Source organism: Bradyrhizobium sp. USDA 4449 (assembly GCF_054056275.1).
Window position 1 is genome coordinate 5,207,735 of record NZ_JBSRYD010000001.1, and the last position, 19,815, is coordinate 5,227,549.

Genomic DNA, 19,815 nt, shown 5'->3' on the forward strand with positions numbered 1-19,815 from the left:
GCTTCCTGCGGCATCGTCACGTCGTTTCAGGGGCCGTAAACGGGTCCTAAGGTCCGCCAGTTCCGAGCGAATTCAGCGCTGGCAGGTGATTGCGACATATTCGTCGCAATGGCCATGGGAGCAGTTTGCGCCGGATTTGGGGACAGAGCCGGTAATTTCGTCGGGATCGACCCGGCGGTAGCTTGATGCCTGTGCAAAGTCCCGTGACTGGCAGTAGGTGCGGGCGACCTGCGCGCCGCATTTCTCGCCCTTGGCAAGGCACTCCTCGGTGATGATGAAGACACGGGTCTCCGCGAAAGCGCCGGATGCCGCAAGGATGGAGGCGCAAGACACGAGTGCGAGCAGGGATCGCATGAAACACCTTGGGGCAAAAAACTGGAAACTGCCGGTTCCAGAATGGGCTCAAATGGTTAAGGATCATGAACCATCAAGACGGGGCCGCGGCCCATCGCCGAAATAAGCCGGCATTTTCGCGGCTCTCTTGACGGAAGGCGCCTTCGTGGCCCATATGTCGCCGCATGAACGGTCTCCTCGCCATTTGCATTATTTGCCGCGAGATTACGAGCTAGCGATTCGCTGGCTGGAGCCGTCTTTTCTCAAAACACATTGAGAGCACTGGACGCCCGGCCAACAGCCGACGGGTGCCCCAATGGAATTGCGTCTTTACGATACGTTGAGCCGGGAAAAGCGCACCTTCGTGCCGCTCGATGCGAACAACGTCCGCATGTACGTCTGCGGACCGACCGTCTATGACTTCGCCCATATCGGCAATGCGCGGCCGGTGATCGTGTTCGATGTGCTGTTTCGGCTGCTGCGCCACATCTATGGCGAGGCGCATGTCAAATATGTCCGCAACATCACCGACGTCGACGACAAGATCAACGACCGTGCCGCGCGGGATTTTCCCGGCCTGCCGCTGAACGAGGCGATCCGCAAAGTCACCGAGCAGACCGGAAAGCAGTTTCACGCCGACGTCGACGCGCTCGGCGCGCTGCGGCCGAGCGTCGAGCCGCGCGCGACCGAGCACATCGGCGAGATGCGCGAGATCATCGAAATGCTGATCAAGGGTGGCTTTGCCTATGCCGCCGAGGACCACGTGCTGTTCTCGCCGCAGGCGATGAACGCGGCGAACGCCACGCTGCCGCGTTATGGTGCGCTGTCGAGGCGCTCGCTCGACGAGATGATCGCCGGCGCGCGCGTTGACGTTGCGCCTTACAAAAAGGACTCCACAGACTTCGTGCTTTGGAAGCCGTCGAAACCGGGCGAGCCGTCCTGGCCATCACCGGCGGGCATCAAGACCGAGGGGCGCCCGGGCTGGCACATCGAGTGCTCGGCCATGGCCTGGAAACATCTCGGCGAACAGTTCGACATCCACGGTGGCGGCATCGATCTCGTATTTCCGCATCACGAGAACGAGGTCGCGCAGACCTGCTGCGCCTTCCACCAGCAGCGCATGGCGAACTATTGGATGCATAACGGCTTCCTGCAGGTCGAAAGCGAGAAGATGTCCAAGTCGCTTGGTAACTTCATCACCATTCACGAGCTGCTGGTGGACTGGCCGGGTGAGGTGCTGCGCCTCAACATGCTGAAGACGCACTACACCTCGCCGATCGACTGGACCATGAAGTCGCTGGAAGAGAGCGCCAAGACGCTCAATGACTGGTATCGCCTTGCGGCCGACGTCGCGCCGTCGAAGCCGGGGACAGCAGTGGTCGATGCGTTGCTCGACGATCTCAACACGCCGCAAGCAATCGCGGCGCTGCATGGTCTGCGCAATGCGTCCGATGCGGCCGGCCTTTCGGCTTCCTTGCGCCTGCTCGGTTTCCTGTCCGAAAGCGCGGCGCAATGGGAAGGTCGTAAGCAGCAGGCGAGTGGCATTGATGCCGCCGAGATCGACCGTCTCATCGCGGAGCGCGCGGCTGCGCGCGCGCGAAAGGATTTTAAGGAGTCCGATCGTATCCGTGACGAACTCGCGGCCAAGGGCGTCGTGATCAAGGATGGCAAGGATGCCGATGGTAAACCCGTGACGACGTGGGAGCTCGCGTGATGGCACAAGCGCATCCCAAGCCTGGCTTGCGGCCGTTCCTGCCGGCCGATGTCCCGATGCTGGCCGCGATCTTCGTCGCCAGCATCCAGGAGCTGACCGGCGACGATTACAGCGAGGCGCAGCAGGAAGCCTGGATGGAGGCGGCCGAGACCGAGGAGTTCGGCAAGCGGCTCGCCTCCGACCTGACGCTGATCGCCACGCTGGATGGCTCGCCGGTCGGCTTCGCTTCGCTGCGCGGCCCGGATCACATCCGCATGCTCTATGTGCATCCGGCCGTCAGCCGGCAGGGCATCGCGACCATGCTGGTCGATGCGCTGGAGAAGCTCGCCGGCGGCCGCGGCGCTGCGGCGCTCACCGTCGATGCCAGCGACACCGCGCAAAACTTCTTCGCCAAGCGCGGCTACACCGCCCAGCAGCGTAACAGCGTCACGATGAATGACGAATGGCTCGCCAACACCACGATGAAGAAGACGCTCGGAGCACCACAATGAGCAAGGAGCGCCTTTATCTGTTCGATACCACGCTGCGCGACGGCGCGCAGACCAACGGCGTCGATTTCACGCTTGAGGACAAGCAGGTCATCGCCGGCATGCTCGATGATCTCGGCATCGATTATGTCGAGGGCGGCTATCCCGGCGCCAATCCTCTCGACACCGAATTTTTCGGCACCAAGCCCAAGCTCGAGCACGCGCGCTTCACCGCCTTTGGCATGACCCGGCGGGCAGGGCGCTCGGTGTCCAACGATCCCGGCGTTGCGGGACTTCTTGAAGCAAAGGCGGACGCGATCTGCTTCGTGGCAAAGTCCTCGGCCTATCAGGTGCGTGTCGCGCTGGAGACGACGAAGGAGGAGAATCTCGCCTCGATCCGTGACAGCGTCGCGGCGGCGAAGGCCGCCGGCCGCGAAGTCATGCTCGACTGCGAGCACTTTTTTGACGGCTACAAGGAAGATGCGGGTTTTGCGCTCGCCTGTGCCAAGGCGGCCTATGACGCCGGCGCGCGCTGGGTGGTCCTGTGCGACACCAATGGCGGCACCATGCCAAACGAGGTCGAAGCCATCGTCACTTCAGTGACGAAACATATCCCCGGCGATCACGTCGGCATCCACGCCCATAACGACACCGAGCAGGCGGTGGCCAATTCGCTCGCCGCGGTGCGCGCCGGCGCGCGGCAGATCCAGGGCACGCTGAACGGCCTCGGCGAGCGCTGCGGCAACGCCAATCTCTGTTCGCTGATCCCGACCTTGAAATTGAAGAAGGAGTTTTCGGAGGCTTTCGAGATCTCGGTCACGCCGGAGAAGCTGGCGACCCTCGTCAAGATCTCGCGCACGCTCGACGACATGCTCAACCGCGTGCCGAACCGGCATGCGGCCTATGTCGGCGAAAGCGCCTTCGTTACCAAAACAGGCATTCACGCCTCCGCCGTGATGAAGGATCCGCAGACCTACGAGCATGTGTTGCCGGAGACCGTCGGCAACCACCGCAGGGTGCTGGTGTCAGACCAGGCCGGCCGCTCCAACGTGATCGCCGAGCTCGATCGTGCCGGCATCCCTTACGAGAAGAGCGATCCGAAGCTGACGCGGCTGGTCGAGGAGTTGAAGCAGCGTGAGGCGGCCGGATACGCTTATGAATCCGCCAACGCCTCGTTCGATCTGCTGGCGCGGCGCACGCTGGGCAAGGTGCCGCATTATTTCGAGGTCGAGCAATTCGACGTCAATGTCGAGCAGCGCTACAATTCGCACGGCGAGCGCGTCACCGTTGCCTTGGCCGTGGTCAAGGTCGACGTCGCCGGCGAGCATCTGATCTCGGCCGCCGAGGGCAACGGCCCCGTCAACGCGCTCGATGTTGCCTTGCGCAAGGATCTCGGCAAGTACCAGAAGTACATCGAGGCATTGAAGCTGATCGACTACCGGGTGCGTATCCTCAATGGCGGCACCGGCGCGGTCACGCGCGTCCTGATCGAGAGTGAGGACGAGAATGGCGATCGCTGGACGACGGTCGGCGTGTCGCCGAACATCATCGACGCCTCGTTCCAGGCGCTGATGGATTCGGTGATCTACAAGCTCGTGAAATCGGGCGCGCCGGCGTAGGGTGTAACCACATTAACCCTCATTGGGAGCGCAGCGAAGCAATCCAGACTGTCGCCACGGAAAGACTCTGGATTGCTTCGCTGCGCGCGCAATGACGAGGAGGAGAGGGAGGAGCGCGACCAATGATCGACCACATCTCCGTCGGCGTCAGCGAGCTCGAACGCGCTGCTGAATTCTACGAGGCCACGCTCGCCGCCCTCGGGCTCGCACGCCTCGTCACGCGCCCGCGTACAATCGGCTTCGGCAAGGCCTATCCCGAATTCTGGATCAATCTGCGGGAGGCCATGGCGCCTGTAGCCCCGGAGAGCGGCGTGCATGTCTGCCTGCGGGCAAAAACGACGGCCGAGGTCGACGCGTTCCATGCCGCAGCGCTTGCGACCGGCGGCGCATCCGACGGCGCGCCGGGCCTCCGCCCGCATGACCGCGTGCGCTATTACGCGGCCTTCGTCACCGACCCCGATGGCAACAGGATCGAGGCGGTGACGTTTCCGCAGGACTGATTACAGCTTCCGGGCGACGTCCGGGGCCATCTGCTTTTCCGCCTCGGCGATCTGGGTCGCGGCCGATCTCAGCTTCGGCAGGATATCCTCGACGCGATCGGCCTTGAGAATATCGACCGAAAGGCCGGCGCGGATGAACTCGGTCTGGCGCATGTGCGACAGCAGCGAGAACAGCGGCTCCCAGAAATTGTCGATATTGGCGAGCAACACCGGCTTGGCGTGACGGCCGAGCTGTTTCCAGGTCAACTGCTCGACCAGCTCTTCCAGCGTGCCGACGCCGCCCGGCAGCGCCACGAAGGCGTCCGAACGCTCGAACATCAGCCGCTTGCGCTCGTGCATGTCGGGCGTGACGATCATCTCCTGCACGCGGGTGAGCGCGTTCTCGCGCTTGCGCAGGAATTCGGGAATGATGCCGGTGACAGTGCCGCCGTGATCAAGCACGGAGGTCGCCACCGAGCCCATCAGGCCAAGCGAGCCGCCGCCATAGACCAGGCGGATGTTGCTCTCGGCAAGCGCCTTGCCGAACGCCTTGGCGCCTTCGGTGAAGTGGGGATTGGTTCCGGGACCGGAGCCGCAATAGACACAGACGGTTTTGATCGTGCTCATTGATACCATGATGCATTGCAGCGAAGGGGCGTCAAGCCCCTCGGGTGATTCGGACTACCCGGAAATCTACCGGTAAATGACGACAAACAATCGAATATTCGCCATCTGGCGGGGTGCGTTGGCATCGGGAAGTCTCTATATCATGGGCGCAAATCGTTAATCGCAGCGCCGCCGCATCCGGTGGGCTCTAGGCTTTCTTGATGGATCAACCTCAATCGCCCGACGGCTCCGACGTTCCTGCTTCCGCGGCTGGACCGCTGGAGCGGGCCACCCTGATGGGCACGCTGGCGCATCTGTGGCCTTATATCTGGCCGGGCGACCGCTTCGATTTGAAGATGCGGGTGGTCTGGTCGATGGTGCTGCTGCTCGCCGCCAAGCTGATCACGCTGACGGTGCCGTTCAGCTTCAAATGGGCAACCGATGCGCTCACCGGCGCCAACACCGCGCCGGTGCAAGCCAGCAACTGGCACCTCTGGGTGGTTGCATCGCCCCTGATTCTGACCGCGAGCTACGGCGTCATGCGTATCGTGATGGCGGTGCTGACGCAATGGCGCGACGGCATCTTCGCCCGCGTGGCCATGCATGCGGTGCGCAAGCTCGCCACCATCACCTTCGTCCACATGCACGAACTCTCGTTGCGCTTTCATCTTGAGCGCAAGACCGGGGGGCTGACCCGCGTGCTCGAGCGCGGCCGTGAAGGCATCGAGGTCATCGTGCGCATGGTGATCCTGCAGCTGATCCCGACCATCGTCGAGGTCTCGCTGCTGATGGCCGTGCTGCTGTGGCAGTTCGACTGGCGCTACGTGGTCGCGACCCTGATCACGGTCACGCTCTACATGTACTACACCTACATCGCGACCGAGTGGCGGATCGGCATCCGCCGCAAGATGAACGATTCCGACACCGAGGCGAACACCAAGGCGATCGACTCGCTGCTCAACTACGAGACCGTCAAATATTTCAGCGCCGAGGCCCGCGAGGCGCAGCGCTACGACAAGTCGGTCGCGCGCTACGAGGAAGCGAGTATTCACACCTATACCTCGCTAGCCGTGCTCAACACCGGCCAGGCCGTGATCTTCACGCTGGGACTGACCGCGACCATGCTGATGTGCGCGATCGGGGTGCGCAACGGCACCCACACGGTCGGCGATTTCGTGCTGGTCAACGCCATGATGATCCAGCTCTACCAGCCGCTGAATTTCATGGGCATGGTCTATCGCGAGATCAAGCAGGCGATCATCGACATCGAGAAGATGTTCAACGTGATCGGCCGTGAGGCCGAGATCAAGGATGCGCCAAATGCACAGCCGCTGGCGGTCTCCGCCGGCACGGTGCGGTTCGAGGATGTGCGGTTTGCCTATGAGCCGACGCGGCCGATCCTGAAGGGCATCAGCTTCGAAGTGCCGGCCGGCAAGACCGTCGCCATCGTCGGCCCTTCAGGCGCCGGCAAGTCGACCATCTCGCGGCTCTTGTTCCGTCTCTACGACGTTTCCGGCGGCAGGATTTTGATCGACGGCCAGGATATCCGCGAGGTCACGCAGGCGAGCTTGCGCGCCTCGGTCGGCATGGTGCCGCAGGATACCGTGCTGTTCAACGACACCATCCGCTACAACATCCGCTACGGACGCTGGGATGCCGGCGATGAGGAGGTCGAGGAGGCGGCGCGGCTGGCGCAGATCGACCATTTCATACGCATGGCGCCGATGGGCTACGAGACCCAGGTCGGCGAGCGCGGCCTGAAACTGTCAGGCGGCGAGAAGCAGCGCGTCGCGATCGCGCGCACGGTGTTGAAGGCGCCGCCGATCCTGGTGCTGGACGAGGCGACCTCGGCGCTCGACACCCACACCGAGCACGAAATCCAGGGCGCGCTGGACCGCGTGGCAAAGAACCGGACGTCGCTGGTGATCGCGCACCGGCTCTCGACAATCGTCGGTGCCGACGAGATCATCGTGCTCGACCAGGGCCGCATCGCCGAACGCGGCACCCATGCCAGCCTGCTCGCGCACGACGGTCTCTACGCCAGCATGTGGAACAGGCAGCGCGAGGCCGAAGCCGCCCGCGAGAAGCTGGCCCGGATGGCCGATTCGAGCGACGCCCCCAACCGGGAGCCGCCGCTTGTCGAGGACACCCTCACGGCGCAGGCGGCCGCGGAGTGAGCTTGTCTCCAGTCCCAACTCTGGCCTAAACAACCCCGGTGCGCGAGACGACCCGCGCCATCACCCTCCTGAGCGGCAGATAGCATGTCCATTCTCGATTCCATCCAGCGTCAGATCCCGCCGATCCACAAGGAGGGCTATCCCTTCATCGGCGGCTTTGCGCTGGCAAGCCTCGCATTGTTCTGGCTGTGGTCGCCGCTGGGGTGGATCGGCACCATCCTGACCGTGTGGTGTGCGCTGTTCTTCCGCGATCCCGTGCGCGTGACGCCCCAGCGTGACGGGCTCGTGGTGTCGCCGGCCGACGGTCGGGTCTCGATGGTCACCATGGCGTTGCCGCCGGCTGAGCTCGGCCTCGGCGACCGGCCTCTGCCGCGCATCTCGGTGTTCATGAGCGTGTTCAACTGTCACGTGAATCGGAGCCCGATCGCGGGCAGGGTGGACCGCATCGCCTATCGCCCTGGCCTGTTCATCAATGCCGAACTCGACAAGGCGAGCGAGGACAATGAGCGCAATTCGCTCGTCATCTCGACCCCACAGGGCCGCATCGGCGTGATCCAGATCGCTGGCCTCGTGGCGAAGCGCATCGTCTGCTTCGTCAGGGAAGGGCAGGCCGTCGGGGCCGGTGAGCGGTTCGGCCTGATCCGCTTCGGCTCGCGGCTCGATATCTATCTGCCTGTCGGCACCAAGGCGCTGGTCTCGGAAGGCCAGACCGCGATCGCCGGGGAGACCATCCTGGCCGATCTCACCGGAGACGACCCCGGCCGCGCCTACCGCGCCAGTTGACAGGCAGCCCGTGTCGGGGGCCCACCGCCGCAATGGCGCAGGGGAGCACGGCTTGCTATATCTCGCCTGCAGGTGAGGACGAGCCAATGACCCCCTACGACTTCCGAGATCCAGATCTTCGCCGCCGGCGGTTCCGCCCGATCCCGGTGCGGATGCTGGTGCCCAATGTCATCACGCTGCTGGCGATCTGCGCCGGCCTGACCTCGATCCGGCTGTCGATCGAGGGGCGGATGGCGCTGGCCGTTTACGCGATCGTGTTCGCGGCCGCGCTCGACGGCATCGACGGGCGCGTCGCCCGCATGATCAAGGGGCAGTCCAAATTCGGCGCCGAGCTCGACAGCCTCGCCGACTTCGTCAATTTCGGCGTCGCGCCCGGCCTGATGCTGTACTTCTGGCAGCTGCACGAGCTCGGCAATGCCGGCTGGATCGCCGCCATGGTGTTTGCGATCTCAGGCGGTTTGCGGCTCGCGCGCTTCAATGCCACGATGGACGATCCGAACAAGCCCGCTTTCGCCGCCAATTTCTTCACGGGCGTACCGGCGCCGGCCGGTGCGATCACCGTGCTGCTGCCGATCTATGCTGCCTTCCTCGATCTCGGCCGCGCGCCGGCCGCTTTGACGGCTGCCTATACGCTGCTGATCGCCTTCCTGATGGTCTCGCGGCTGCCGGTGTTCTCCGGCAAGACCAAGCGTATGCGTGTGTCGCCAGAACTGGTGTTGCCGGCCTTCGTCGCCGTGGTCGTCTTCATTGCGATCCTGATTGCCTATCCCTGGCACGTGCTCCTGGTCGGTACGGCGCTCTATTTGCTGGGCCTGCCGCTCGGCTACAAATCCTACCGCGACCAGGCGCGCGCAACGCAAGCCACTGCGCCCGTGGCCGGCGAAGTTTCGTCGCCGCCGTCGGCGCCGACAATGGCGAGCTTGTCTGAACCTCCGCACGAGGATGACCGGCCCGGACGCTTGCACTGAGCGATCGCACGCGGATATCTGCCATGAGAGCGCCCGAGTTGGGTTGAGGCCCGATCTCGGCTATATCGCCCAGTGCCGGCGGCACCGCGTCAACAGCGGCCGCCAACCTGGGAGAGAACGCCGTGACTGATACCGCGACCGGGCCGCTGCCCGCTGCCGTCCTCGAAGCGCTGGGCCGCTACGATACGCCGACCATCTGCAACGCCATGGAGCTGATTGCACCGGAGCGACGGTTGATCGGCTTCACCACCAAACAGCTGGTGTGCCCGTTCCCCGAGCTGCCGCCGATGGTCGGCTACGCCCGCACCGTGACGATCCGCGCAGTGCAGAAGTCCCCGCTGCCCGCGGCAGAGCAGGCCAGGCGACGCATCGAATATTACGAGTATGTCGGCACCGGCCATGGCCCGCGCATTTCGGTGATCCAGGACGTCGACGGTCCCGATATCGGCTACGGCGCGTTCTGGGGCGAGGTGCAGAGCAACGTCCATAAGGCGCTTGGCTGTCTTGGCGTCGTCACCGACGGTTCGATCCGCGATGTCCCGCAATGGGCGCCGGGCTTCCAGGCGTTGGCCGGCTCGATCGGTCCGTCGCACGCGTGGGTCCACGCGGAAAGCTTTGGCGGTCAGGTCCGGGTCGCCGGCATGACGGTGAATTCCGACGATCTGATCCACGCCGACCGGCACGGTGCCATCGTGATCCCGCTCGATCTCGCGGCAAAGCTGCCCGAGGCCGCCGAGCTCTGCGGCCGCCGCGAGACGCCCATCCTCGAGATCGCGCGCAGCCCCGACTTCTCGCTGGAGAAGCTCAAGGCCGCGCTGAAGCAGTCGGCGGAGATTCACTGAGCCTGGAGTGACCTCATGGACATGCGCGGTAAGACGGTGCTGATCACAGGCTCGACCGACGGTGTCGGACGCTACGTTGCAAGCCGCCTTGCCGCCGAAGGTGCGCGCGTTCTCATTCATGGCCGCGATGCGGAGCGTGCAAGAGCGCTGATCGACGAGATCGTGAAGGCCGGCGATGTTGCGCCGACCTTTTATCAGGCCGATCTGTCGTCCATGGCGGGCACGCGCGAACTCGCCAGGGCCGTAACGCGGGATCACGCGCGTCTCGACGTCCTGGTCAGCAATGCCGGCATCGGCTCGCAGAGCGACGGACCGCAAAGGCAGGAAAGCCGCGATGGCCACGAGCTGCGTTTTGCCGTGAACTACCTCTCTGGCTTCCTGTTGGTCCATCTGCTGATGCCGTTGCTGAAGGCTGCCGTGCCTTCGCGTATCGTGAACGTCGCCTCGCTTGGCCAGCATCCAGTCGATTTCGACGACGTCATGATCACGAAGGGCTACAGCGGCACGCGTGCCTATGCGCAGAGCAAGCTGTCGCAGATCATGTTCACGATCGATCTCGCCGAGGAATTGAAGGACGCCGGGATCACCGTGAACGCGCTGCATCCGGCGACTTACATGAACACCACCATGGTGCGTGCCGGCGGTATCGCGCCGCTGTCGACGGTCGAGCAGGGTGGTGCGGCGATCCTGCATCTGATCGAAGGCGACGATGTCACGGGCCGAAGCGGCCTTTTCTTCGACGGCATGAACGAGGCGCGCGCCAATCCGCAGGCCTATGATGCCGATGCGCGCAGGCGTTTGCGCGCGCTCAGCCTGAAGCTGACAGGACTCTCCGCCTGAGGGCCGCTTTTATGGTTAGCAAAGGGTTGAGATTGAGTGTCGCAGAACGGCAAAGCAGCCGTTCCTGTCGCCCCAAGCACGCTGCTCCGTCGCATCGGCTGAACTTAACCTTTACGCGGCTTTAAGAGCACCGCTCTAGGGTTTCCGGTGCGGTTCGGGGTTGGACCGCGCTCCGGCCAGGACGGCCGTTGCTGCGTTCGCTTTGGAGACTCCCATGGATATTATGACGGGCGCCGGCCTCGTGGCGGGCATGATCGTCATCGCGACGATGGTGTTTCTGGGCGGCGATCTGCACATGTTCATCAGCGATCATGCGGCGATCATCATCTTCGGCGGATCGTCCGCAGCGACCATGATCCGCTTTCCGCTCTCGGTGCTGGCGCACGGCCTGCCGCTCGGTCTCAAATTCGCCTTCACGATGAGCCGGCTGTCGGCGCATGACCTGGTCGACGAACTCGCCCGCATCGCCGAGATCGCGCGCAAGCAGGGTCCGGTCGGCCTGGAAAAGGTCGAGACCGACGAACCGTTCCTCGCCAAGGGCATCCGCTACGTCGCCGACGGCTACGACCTCGACTTCATCAGGGACAATATGGAGCGCGACCGCGACAATTTCCTGTTGCATCTCAACGAAGGCAGCAAGATCTATCGCGCCGTCGGCGACTGCGCGCCTGCGTTCGGGATGATCGGAACGCTGATCGGCATGGTGCAGATGTTTTCGAACATGTCGGATCCCTCCAAGCTCGGCCCGTTCATGGCGACCGCTCTGCTGGCTACTCTCTACGGTGCGCTGGTCGCGAACCTGCTCTGCCTGCCCATCGCCGACAAGCTGCATGGCAAGCTGATCGACGAGGAAACCAATCGTACGCTGATCATCGACGGCATCCTGATGATCCGCGACTCCAAGAGCCCGACTCTGGTGCGCGAAATGCTGCTGGCCTATCTGCCCGAAAAGCACCGCCACGGCGAGGGCGAGCCGGTTCCGGCGTAAGGCGGACTCGGGATCCGAGCCATGGCGAAGAAAAAGCGCGAGGAAGCACACGGCGGCCATGGCTGGTTCGTGACGTTCGCCGACCTGATGGCCTTGCTGCTGGCGTTTTTCGTGATGCTGGTCGCGTTCTCGACCCAGGATGCCAACAAGCTGAAGATCGTCGCGGGCTCCATGCGCGAGGCCTTCGGCGTCCAGAGTGAAGCCCGCTATGCCGGCATCATCGAATCCGACGGCCTGCCGACCCGCGCGCGGCTGAAAAACGTCGACCACATCCAGCCCGAGGAATCGTCGAACACACCGACACCGGACCAGGAGGACCGCGACCGCACCTCGGGCGCAAAGCTGAAGGTCGATCGCAATTTTGCGCTCGCCGCCGCCTCGCTGCGCCAGGCGTTGCAGGACATGCCGGAGCTGACCGAGATGTCCAAGCACATCATGTTCGAGGAGACCAAGCAGGGGCTGAATCTGGAGATCGTGGACCAGGACGGCCGCTCGATGTTCGCTGACGGCTCCAAGCTCCCCTACGATCGTACCCGCCGCCTGATCGAGAAGCTTGCGATCCCGCTCAAGGCGACCCCCTTACGCGTCTCCATCGCCGGACATACTGCGGCCGGTTTCGTGCCGACCCGCAGCGACTACGGCGCCTTCGATCTGTCGGCCGACCGCGCCAACGCGGTCCGCCAGATCCTCGAGCGTGAGGGCCTGCCGCCGTCGCACATTTTTGCCGTCTCCGGCAAGGCGGACACCCAGCCTCTGTTCCCTGACGATCCGTCACTCGCCGCGAACCGCCGCGTGACCATCACCTTGATGCGTGAAGATCCGCCGCTGCCGCCGAACTTGAAGCCCTAAACCTCTTGCGCTACCATTTTACCTAGGACCGTCAGTCGCGAGGGCGGAGAGCGTGGCCGTGCCGTTACAGCATCCGCGGAGACTCCTGCTATGGTGGCGGGTCGATTGACAGGCGCCCCGGAAGCGTCAATAGGCGCCGGATCAATTCCAGGGACGAAGCGTTTTCCCCTCTCATGACGGCGAGCATCACATCGACCGAGACCCGGGACGGGCCGGTCACTTCGGGCTTTTGGTCCCTCACGCTCGGGAGCATCGGCGTTGTCTTCGGCGACATCGGCACCTCGCCGCTCTACGCATTCCACGAAGCGGTTCGGGGAGCGGCTCACGGCGAGGCGGTGACGCGGATCATGGTGCTCGGCGTGCTCTCGCTGATTCTGTGGGCCCTGCTGATCGTCGTCACCGCCAAATACGTGCTGCTGCTGCTGCGCGCCGACAATAACGGGGAGGGTGGCACGCTCTCGCTGATGGCGCTGGGCCAGCGCGCGCTGGGGCGACGGAGCTGGTTCCTGCTCGCGCTCGGCGTGGTCGGCGCCTCCATGTTCATCGGCGACTCCATGATCACGCCGGCGATCTCGGTGCTGTCGGCGGTCGACGGCCTCAAGCTCGCGACGCCGGCGTTCGAGCATTATGTCGTGCCGCTCACGGTGCTGATTCTCGTGCTGCTGTTCGCGGTCCAGAGCAAGGGGACTGCGATGGTGGCCTCGGCGTTCGGGCCGGTGATGGTGGTCTGGTTCACGTGTCTCGCGCTGCTGGGCGTCATTCACATCGCCGACGATCCGTCGGTGCTGGCCGCGATCAATCCTTACTATGCGCTGCGGTTCCTGCTGTCGCACGGCACCATCGGCCTGGTGACGCTCGGCGCCGTGTTTCTCGCCGTGACCGGTGGCGAAGCGCTCTATGCCGATCTCGGCCATTTCGGCCGCAAGCCCATCCAGTCGGCCTGGATGTTCTTCGTCCTGCCCTCGCTGCTGATCAATTATTTCGGGCAGGGCGCTCTGGTGCTGTCCGATCCAAGCGCAATTGAGCACTCGTTCTATCGCATGGTGCCCGAGCATCTGGTGCTGCCGCTTGTGGGGCTTGCAACGGCAGCCACCGTGATCGCGAGTCAGGCGGTGATCACCGGCGCTTATTCGCTGGTCTACCAGGCGGTGCAGCTCGGCCTCTTGCCGCGCTTCGAGGTGCGCTACACCTCCGAGACGCATGCCGGCCAGATCTATCTGCCGCGCGTCAACCGGCTGTTGCTGATCGGCGTGATGCTGCTGGTGCTGTTGTTCCACACGCCCAGCAATCTCGCTTCGGCCTACGGCATCGCGGTCTCCACGACGATGGTCGCCGACGGGATCATGGGCTTCGTCGTCATCTGGAAATTGTGGAACTGGAAGGCCGCGACCGCTGCAGCCGTGATCCTGCCCTTCGTCATGGTCGACATGACCTTCTTCAGCGCCAATCTGCTGAAGTTGCTCGAAGGTGCCTGGGTGCCGCTGTTGTTCGGCGCGGCCATGGCGGGGACGATCTGGACCTGGCGACGCGGCTCGGGGATTCTGATCCAGAAGACGCGCCGGATCGAAGTGCCACTCGACGATCTGATCCGCAGCCTGGAGAAGCGCCCGCCGCACATCGTCAAAGGCACGGCAGTGTTTCTGACCAGCGACCCCGCCTTCGTCCCGACGGCGCTGTTGCACAATCTCAAGCACAACAAGGTGCTGCACGAGCACAATGTGATCCTGACCATCGAAACCGCGCACACGCCGAGGGTCGATCTCTCAGAACGCTTCAAGATGGAGAAGATCAGCGAAAAGTTCTCCAAGGTCCGCCTGCGCTTCGGCTTCATGGAACAGCCGAACGTGCCCAAGGCGCTCGCGATCGCGCGCAAGCAGGGCTGGCAGTTCGACATCATGTCGACCTCGTTCTTCGTGTCGCGGCGCTCGCTGAAGGCGTCGGCGCAGTCCGGCATGCCGTTGTGGCAGGATCACCTTTTCATTGCTCTCAGCAGGTCTGCTAACGATGCAACTGACTACTTCCAAATTCCGACGGGGCGTGTGGTTGAAGTCGGAACCCAGGTCACCATTTGAGGGGTCCATGGGAACGCAACGGGCGAACCTATGCCGTTTTCGCATGCCACAGGCCCGAAAACGGGCTAGGCTATGCCATCAGCGCAGGACTATAAGCCGCGCGCTCCTGCGCCGTTGTGCAGTGAAGCATTTTTAGAGGCCACCAGGCTCTCCCATGACGAGTGACGTAGCAGTTCCCGCCCCGGAAACGGCGGCGGCCAATGGGCATGGCGACGCCCACACCACCGCCGGTTTCGGCGCGCTGACGCTCGGCAGCATAGGCGTCGTCTATGGCGATATCGGCACCAGCCCGCTCTACGCGTTCCGTGAGGCCGTGATGGCGGCTTCCGGCGCCGAGGGCGCGCCGACGTCCGCCGCTGTTCTCGGCGTTGTCTCCCTGATCCTGTGGGCGCTGATCGTCGTGGTCACGCTCAAATACGTCGTCATCCTGTTGCGCGCAGACAATAACGGCGAGGGCGGTACGCTGGCACTGATGGCATTGGCCCAGCGCGCGGTCGGCACCCGCGGGGCGACCATCGTTCTGCTCGGCATCATCTCCGGGGCCCTGTTCTACGGCGATGCCGTGATCACCCCGGCGGTCTCGGTGCTGTCGGCCCTCGAAGGCATGAAGGACGTCACGCTGCGGTTCGAGCCCTACATCGTTCCGCTGACCGTGGTGATCCTGATCGTCTTGTTCGCCGTGCAATCGCGCGGCACCGCCCGCGTTGCGACGTTCTTCGGCCCCGTGATGTGCGTCTGGTTTGCGGTGATCGCGGTCGCCGCGGTCCATCCGATCATCGCTCAGCCGCAGGTGCTGTTCGCGCTGAACCCGCTCTATGCCGTCTCGTTCATGCTTCACCACGGCATCATCGGCTTCGTGACGCTCGGCGCCGTCTTCCTGGCGGTGACCGGCGCCGAGGCGCTGTATGCCGACCTCGGCCATTTCGGCAAACGGCCGATCCAGACCGCCTGGCTGTTCATCGTGCTGCCGTCGCTGGCCCTGAACTATCTGGGGCAGGGTGCTCTCGTGCTCGGCGATCCCAGCGCGATCGAGAGCCCGTTCTTCCAGTTGTTTCCGCAAGGTCTTATTCGGGGCAGCGTCGTCGTGCTGGCTACCGCCGCCACCGTCATTGCGAGCCAGGCCGTCATCACCGGCGCCTATTCGCTGACGCGGCAGGCGATCCAACTCGGGCTGCTGCCCCGCTTCGAAATTCGCCATACCTCTGAAGCCCATTCCGGCCAGATCTTCATCCCGCGGATCAATCAGCTGCTGCTGGTCGCCGTGATCATGATGGTGCTGCTGTTCCGCTCCTCGAGCGCGCTGGCCTCCGCCTACGGTATCTCCGTCACCGGGACCATGGTGGTCACGGCATTGATGGGCTTTGTGGTGATATGGAAGGTGTGGCGATGGTCACCCTTCGCCGCGGCAGCCCTGATCGCGCCGTTCCTGTTCCTCGACCTGACCTTCCTCGCCGCGAACCTGCTCAAGGTGTTCGAGGGTGGCTGGGTGCCGCTCGCGCTCGGCTCCCTCATGATCATCATGATGTACACGTGGCGGCGCGGCAGCCGGCTCTTGTTCGAGAAGTCGCGCAAGCTCGAGTTCCCGCTTGCCGACCTCGTGGCGATGCTGGAAAAGCGGCCGCCGCAGCGGGTGCCCGGCACGGCCGTGTTCCTGACCAGCGACCCCCTGAGCGCGCCGACCGCGCTGATGCATAGTCTGAAACACTACAAGGTGCTTCACGAGAAGAACGTCATTCTCACCATCGAGACCGCGCAGACCCCGCGCATCGATCCGGCCGAGCGGGTGAAGCTGGAGGCGATTAGCCCGACCTTCTCCAAGGTGACGCTGAAGTTCGGCTTCATGGAATCGCCCAATGTGCCGAGGGCACTGGCAATCGCCCGCAAGCTCGGCTGGCAGTTCGACATCATGTCGACCTCGTTCTTCCTGTCGCGCAGGGCGCTCAAGCCTGCTGCCCATTCGGGGATGCCGCGCTGGCAGGACCGGCTGTTCATCTCGCTCAGCCGCTCCGCCAACGATGCCACCGACTATTTCCAGATACCGTCCGGCCGTGTCGTCGAGGTCGGCACGCAAGTGACGATCTAGGCCGGCGAACCAAAGCCGCACTTCAAGTCGCTGCGATTTAGCTTTAACTTGCGCAAGGCAGCTCAAGCCTTTGTGGCGCTTGATTTTCGCGTGCCGAGAGGCGAGGTTGCCGCCGGCCGGGATCGCCCGGCGAGCGCGCCCTGGACGTTGGAGGATGATGTGGCAAATCAAGTACAGGATATGACCCCCGAGGAAGTTTCCAAGGGTGTCGCAGAGGGCCGCTATCTGCTCGTCGACGTCCGCGAGCCGAACGAAGTCGAGGCCGAGGCCTATCCCTACGGTGTCGTCGTGCCGCTCTCGACTTTCGATCCCGCGGCGATCCCCGATCCCGCCGGCAAGGAGGTCGTGTTCGCCTGCCGTTCCGGCAAGCGGTCCGTCACCGCCTCGCTCGCAGCGCAAGCCGCGGGGCTGCCTTACGACAAGCATCTGGCCGGCGGCATGCTCGGCTGGAAAGCGGCGGGGCTTCCCAGCAAGGTTGGTGGCTAATCCCGCGATGACCAAGAGCACTTCGCTGAACAGGGTCTTCGCCGACCTTCCTGTCACCATCTTCGAAGCGATGTCGCAGGCCGCGCGCGACAACAACGCCATCAATCTCGGCCAGGGCTTCCCCGATGATCCCGGCCCCGAGGATATCAGGCGCGCCGCGGCCGACGCCTCGCTCAACGGCTACAACCAGTATCCGTCGATGATGGGCATCCCGGAACTGCGCCAGGCCATCGCGACCCATTATGATCATTGGCACAACCTCAAGCTCGATCCGATGAGCGAGGTGATGGTGACATCGGGCGGGACCGAGGCGCTGACCTCGGCGATCCTGTCGGTGGTGCAGCCCGGCGACGAGGTGGTCTGCTTCCAGCCGGTCTATGACTCCTATCTGCCGATCATCCGCCAGGCCGGCGGCATTCCGCGCCTGGTGCGGCTCGAACCGCCGGGCTGGCGATTGAATGAGGGCATGCTGAAAAGCGTCTTCAATTCAAAGACCAAGGCAGTGCTGTTCAACAACCCCTTGAATCCTAGCGCGGTGGTCTATCCGCGGGAGGATCTCGAGCTGCTCGCACGCTACTGCCAGGAGTTCGACGTCATCGCGATCTGCGACGAGGTCTGGGAGCACGTCACCTTCGACGCGCACAAGCACATCCCACTGATCACCATCCCCGGCATGCGCGGGCGCACCATCAAGGTCGGCTCGGCGGGAAAGATCTTTTCGCTGACCGGCTGGAAGATCGGCTTCGTGTGCGCGGCGCCACAGCTGTTGCGGGTCGCCGCCAAGGTGCACCAGTTCCTGACCTTCACCACCGCGCCGAACCTTCAGACCGCCGTCGCCTACGGCCTCGGCAAGCCCGATGAGTACTTCCTGTCGATGCGGAAGGACCTCACGCGGAGCAGGGACCGCCTGACCAAGGGGCTGGAGAGCCTCGGCTTCCCCGTGCTGAAGTCGCAAGGCACCTACTTCCTCACCGTCGACCTGTCGCCGCTCGGGCTCAACGAGAGCGATGCCGAGTTCTGCTGGCGGATCGTGAAAGACTACAAGGTCGCCGCGATTCCGGTCTCGGCGTTCTACGAGCAGGACCCGGTGACCTCGGTGGTGCGCTTCTGCTTCGCCAAGAAGGACCAGACGCTCGACACCGCACTGGAGCGGCTGTCGGACGCGATACGCGGACGGAAGAGGTAGACCTGAGATGACGAACGTCAGCCGCTCCCGGTTTCGCCTGGGTTTTGCAATCGCCGCGGCGCTGACATTGCTTTCGCCTCCCGCCGGGGCCGAGGAGCGGGTCGTCAACTTCTACAACTGGTCGAACTACGTGGCACCGGGAGTCCTGGAGGACTTCACCAAGGAAACCGGCATCAAGGTGGTCTACGACACCTTCGATGCCAACGAGACGCTGGAGACGCGGCTGATGGCCGGCAAGTCCGGCTACGACCTCGTGGTGCCCACGGCTTATTTCCTGCAACGCCAGATCAAGGCGAACATCTTCCAGAAGCTCGACAAGTCGAAGCTGCCGAACCTCGCCAACGCCTGGCCGATGGTAACGAAGAATCTCGCGACCTATGATCCCGGCAACGCGTTTGCCGCGAACTACATGTGGGGAACGACGGGCATCGGCTACAACGTCGCCAAGGTGAAGCAGATCCTCGGGCCCGACGCCAAGATCGACAGCTGGGACATCGTCTTCAAGCCGGAGAACCTCGCCAGGTTCAAGGACTGCGGCGTGCATATGCTCGATTCCGCCGACGACATCTTTCCGGCGGCGCTGAACTTTCTCGGGCTCGATCCGAATTCGACCAAGCAGGCTGATCTGGAGAAGGCCGCCGATGTCGTCGCAAAGGTCCGTCCCTTCGTGCGCAAGTTTCACTCCTCCGAATACTTGAGCGCACTCGCGACCGGTGAGATCTGCTTCGTGGTCGGCTGGTCCGGCGACATCATGCAGGCCCGTGCACGGGCGGCGGAAGCCAAAAGCGGCATCGAGATCGGCTATGCCATTCCGAAGGAGGGGGCGCAGATGTTCTTCGACAATCTCGCGATCCCCGCGGATGCCAAGAACGTCAACGAAGCCTACGAGCTGATCAACTATCTCTACCGCCCCGACGTCGCCGCCAGGAACTCGGACTTCCTGTCCTACGCCAACGGCAACCTCGCCAGCCAGAAGCTGGTCGATCCGAAAATTCTGAACGACAAGAACATCTATCCGGACGACGCGACGCTCGCAAAACTGTTCGTCATCACCGCCCGCGATCCCGCCACCCAGCGCATCATCAACCGGCTCTGGACCAAGGTGAAGACGGGGCGGTAGAGGGGCCGCGATCGGTGGCGACACCGATCCGACGACTCAAATCCGCAAAACAACCCCATGCACAGTAGGACCGCGGCGTGAACCGCCGACCGAGCGCGCCGCGTCAGGCTCTCCGGTCATTTGACACGTCGGGCAAAACACCGGCATGATGGCATCCTGCCCATCATGTCCAGACGCCGCTCTCCGCACGAAGCATCGCGAGC

At 63.7% G+C, this 19,815-nt stretch carries 18 protein-coding genes; 16 read left to right on the plus strand and 2 right to left on the minus strand.

Annotation, left to right across the window (positions count from 1 at the left end):
* Positions 1-72: 72 nt before the first annotated feature.
* Positions 73-354: a hypothetical protein gene (locus ACVIIW_RS24195; RefSeq protein ID WP_456703033.1), complete on the minus strand. Its 282-nt coding sequence runs from the start codon at positions 352-354 to the stop codon at positions 73-75.
* A gap of 295 nt (positions 355-649) precedes the next feature.
* Between ACVIIW_RS24195 and cysS the strand changes: the two genes are divergently transcribed.
* From cysS to ACVIIW_RS24215, 4 genes are all read left to right on the plus strand, one after another.
* Positions 650-2,047 carry a cysteine--tRNA ligase gene (cysS, locus tag ACVIIW_RS24200; RefSeq protein ID WP_456703034.1) on the plus strand — a complete coding sequence of 466 codons (1,398 nt, stop codon included), beginning with the start codon at positions 650-652 and terminating at the stop codon, positions 2,045-2,047.
* Positions 2,047-2,538: a GNAT family N-acetyltransferase gene (locus tag ACVIIW_RS24205; protein ID WP_456703035.1), complete on the plus strand. Its 492-nt coding sequence runs from the start codon at positions 2,047-2,049 to the stop codon at positions 2,536-2,538. Before cysS ends, ACVIIW_RS24205 begins: the two co-directional genes overlap by 1 nt.
* Positions 2,535-4,133, plus strand: a complete 1,599-nt coding sequence (cimA, locus tag ACVIIW_RS24210; RefSeq protein ID WP_456703036.1) for a citramalate synthase — start codon at positions 2,535-2,537, stop codon at positions 4,131-4,133. The genes ACVIIW_RS24205 and cimA overlap by 4 nt, the downstream gene beginning before the upstream one ends.
* Positions 4,134-4,255: 122 nt before the next feature.
* The gene (locus ACVIIW_RS24215; protein WP_456703037.1) at positions 4,256-4,633 is read left to right on the plus strand and encodes a VOC family protein; all 378 of its coding nucleotides are present in this window, start codon (positions 4,256-4,258) and stop codon (positions 4,631-4,633) included.
* On the opposite strand, the gene ACVIIW_RS24220 is transcribed toward ACVIIW_RS24215, so the two are convergent.
* Positions 4,634-5,239: an LOG family protein gene (locus tag ACVIIW_RS24220; protein ID WP_456703038.1), complete on the minus strand. Its 606-nt coding sequence runs from the start codon at positions 5,237-5,239 to the stop codon at positions 4,634-4,636.
* Between the two features lie 200 nt (positions 5,240-5,439).
* Between ACVIIW_RS24220 and ACVIIW_RS24225 the strand changes: the two genes are divergently transcribed.
* The 12 genes from ACVIIW_RS24225 (at position 5,440) to ACVIIW_RS24280 (ending at position 19,612) form a co-directional block, all read left to right on the plus strand.
* Positions 5,440-7,395, plus strand: coding sequence for an ABCB family ABC transporter ATP-binding protein/permease (locus tag ACVIIW_RS24225; RefSeq protein WP_456703039.1), 1,956 nt, complete (start codon positions 5,440-5,442; stop codon positions 7,393-7,395).
* A gap of 84 nt (positions 7,396-7,479) precedes the next feature.
* Positions 7,480-8,178: a phosphatidylserine decarboxylase gene (locus ACVIIW_RS24230; RefSeq protein WP_456703040.1), complete on the plus strand. Its 699-nt coding sequence runs from the start codon at positions 7,480-7,482 to the stop codon at positions 8,176-8,178.
* Positions 8,179-8,264: 86 nt separating this feature from the next.
* Positions 8,265-9,146 (plus strand): CDP-alcohol phosphatidyltransferase family protein, encoded by an 882-nt coding sequence (locus ACVIIW_RS24235; RefSeq protein ID WP_456703041.1) that lies wholly within the window; start codon positions 8,265-8,267, stop codon positions 9,144-9,146.
* A 122-nt stretch (positions 9,147-9,268) separates the two neighbouring features.
* The gene (locus tag ACVIIW_RS24240) at positions 9,269-9,988 is read left to right on the plus strand and encodes an RraA family protein (protein ID WP_456703042.1); all 720 of its coding nucleotides are present in this window, start codon (positions 9,269-9,271) and stop codon (positions 9,986-9,988) included.
* Positions 9,989-10,003: 15 nt separating this feature from the next.
* Entirely contained in the window at positions 10,004-10,828 is an 825-nt protein-coding gene (locus tag ACVIIW_RS24245) for an SDR family NAD(P)-dependent oxidoreductase (RefSeq protein ID WP_456703043.1), read from the plus strand.
* 214 nt (positions 10,829-11,042) lie between these two features.
* Positions 11,043-11,816 (plus strand): motility protein A, encoded by a 774-nt coding sequence (locus tag ACVIIW_RS24250; protein WP_456703044.1) that lies wholly within the window; start codon positions 11,043-11,045, stop codon positions 11,814-11,816.
* A gap of 21 nt (positions 11,817-11,837) precedes the next feature.
* Positions 11,838-12,665, plus strand: a complete 828-nt coding sequence (locus ACVIIW_RS24255; protein ID WP_456703045.1) for a flagellar motor protein MotB — start codon at positions 11,838-11,840, stop codon at positions 12,663-12,665.
* A gap of 173 nt (positions 12,666-12,838) precedes the next feature.
* The gene (locus ACVIIW_RS24260; protein WP_456703046.1) at positions 12,839-14,737 is read left to right on the plus strand and encodes a potassium transporter Kup; all 1,899 of its coding nucleotides are present in this window, start codon (positions 12,839-12,841) and stop codon (positions 14,735-14,737) included.
* Positions 14,738-14,891: 154 nt separating this feature from the next.
* The gene (locus tag ACVIIW_RS24265) at positions 14,892-16,820 is read left to right on the plus strand and encodes a potassium transporter Kup (RefSeq protein WP_456703047.1); all 1,929 of its coding nucleotides are present in this window, start codon (positions 14,892-14,894) and stop codon (positions 16,818-16,820) included.
* Positions 16,821-16,979: 159 nt separating this feature from the next.
* Positions 16,980-17,306 carry a rhodanese-like domain-containing protein gene (locus tag ACVIIW_RS24270; protein ID WP_456703048.1) on the plus strand — a complete coding sequence of 109 codons (327 nt, stop codon included), beginning with the start codon at positions 16,980-16,982 and terminating at the stop codon, positions 17,304-17,306.
* 7 nt (positions 17,307-17,313) lie between these two features.
* Positions 17,314-18,492: an aminotransferase gene (locus tag ACVIIW_RS24275; RefSeq protein WP_456703049.1), complete on the plus strand. Its 1,179-nt coding sequence runs from the start codon at positions 17,314-17,316 to the stop codon at positions 18,490-18,492.
* A gap of 7 nt (positions 18,493-18,499) precedes the next feature.
* Positions 18,500-19,612 (plus strand): polyamine ABC transporter substrate-binding protein, encoded by a 1,113-nt coding sequence (locus tag ACVIIW_RS24280; protein ID WP_456703050.1) that lies wholly within the window; start codon positions 18,500-18,502, stop codon positions 19,610-19,612.
* Positions 19,613-19,815 lie beyond the last annotated feature (203 nt).

Coding starts and splice junctions, on each gene's coding strand:
- ACVIIW_RS24245 (WP_456703043.1), top strand. CDS start 10,004: ATGGACATGCGCGGTAAGACGGTGCTGATCACAGGCTCGACCGACGGT.
- cysS (WP_456703034.1), top strand. CDS start 650: ATGGAATTGCGTCTTTACGATACGTTGAGCCGGGAAAAGCGCACCTTC.
- ACVIIW_RS24225 (WP_456703039.1), top strand. CDS start 5,440: ATGGATCAACCTCAATCGCCCGACGGCTCCGACGTTCCTGCTTCCGCG.
- ACVIIW_RS24205 (WP_456703035.1), top strand. CDS start 2,047: ATGGCACAAGCGCATCCCAAGCCTGGCTTGCGGCCGTTCCTGCCGGCC.
- cimA (WP_456703036.1), top strand. CDS start 2,535: ATGAGCAAGGAGCGCCTTTATCTGTTCGATACCACGCTGCGCGACGGC.
- ACVIIW_RS24195 (WP_456703033.1), bottom strand. CDS start 354: ATGCGATCCCTGCTCGCACTCGTGTCTTGCGCCTCCATCCTTGCGGCA.
- ACVIIW_RS24260 (WP_456703046.1), top strand. CDS start 12,839: ATGACGGCGAGCATCACATCGACCGAGACCCGGGACGGGCCGGTCACT.
- ACVIIW_RS24220 (WP_456703038.1), bottom strand. CDS start 5,239: ATGAGCACGATCAAAACCGTCTGTGTCTATTGCGGCTCCGGTCCCGGA.
- ACVIIW_RS24250 (WP_456703044.1), top strand. CDS start 11,043: ATGGATATTATGACGGGCGCCGGCCTCGTGGCGGGCATGATCGTCATC.
- ACVIIW_RS24280 (WP_456703050.1), top strand. CDS start 18,500: ATGACGAACGTCAGCCGCTCCCGGTTTCGCCTGGGTTTTGCAATCGCC.
- ACVIIW_RS24275 (WP_456703049.1), top strand. CDS start 17,314: ATGACCAAGAGCACTTCGCTGAACAGGGTCTTCGCCGACCTTCCTGTC.
- ACVIIW_RS24235 (WP_456703041.1), top strand. CDS start 8,265: ATGACCCCCTACGACTTCCGAGATCCAGATCTTCGCCGCCGGCGGTTC.
- ACVIIW_RS24215 (WP_456703037.1), top strand. CDS start 4,256: ATGATCGACCACATCTCCGTCGGCGTCAGCGAGCTCGAACGCGCTGCT.
- ACVIIW_RS24255 (WP_456703045.1), top strand. CDS start 11,838: ATGGCGAAGAAAAAGCGCGAGGAAGCACACGGCGGCCATGGCTGGTTC.
- ACVIIW_RS24230 (WP_456703040.1), top strand. CDS start 7,480: ATGTCCATTCTCGATTCCATCCAGCGTCAGATCCCGCCGATCCACAAG.
- ACVIIW_RS24265 (WP_456703047.1), top strand. CDS start 14,892: ATGACGAGTGACGTAGCAGTTCCCGCCCCGGAAACGGCGGCGGCCAAT.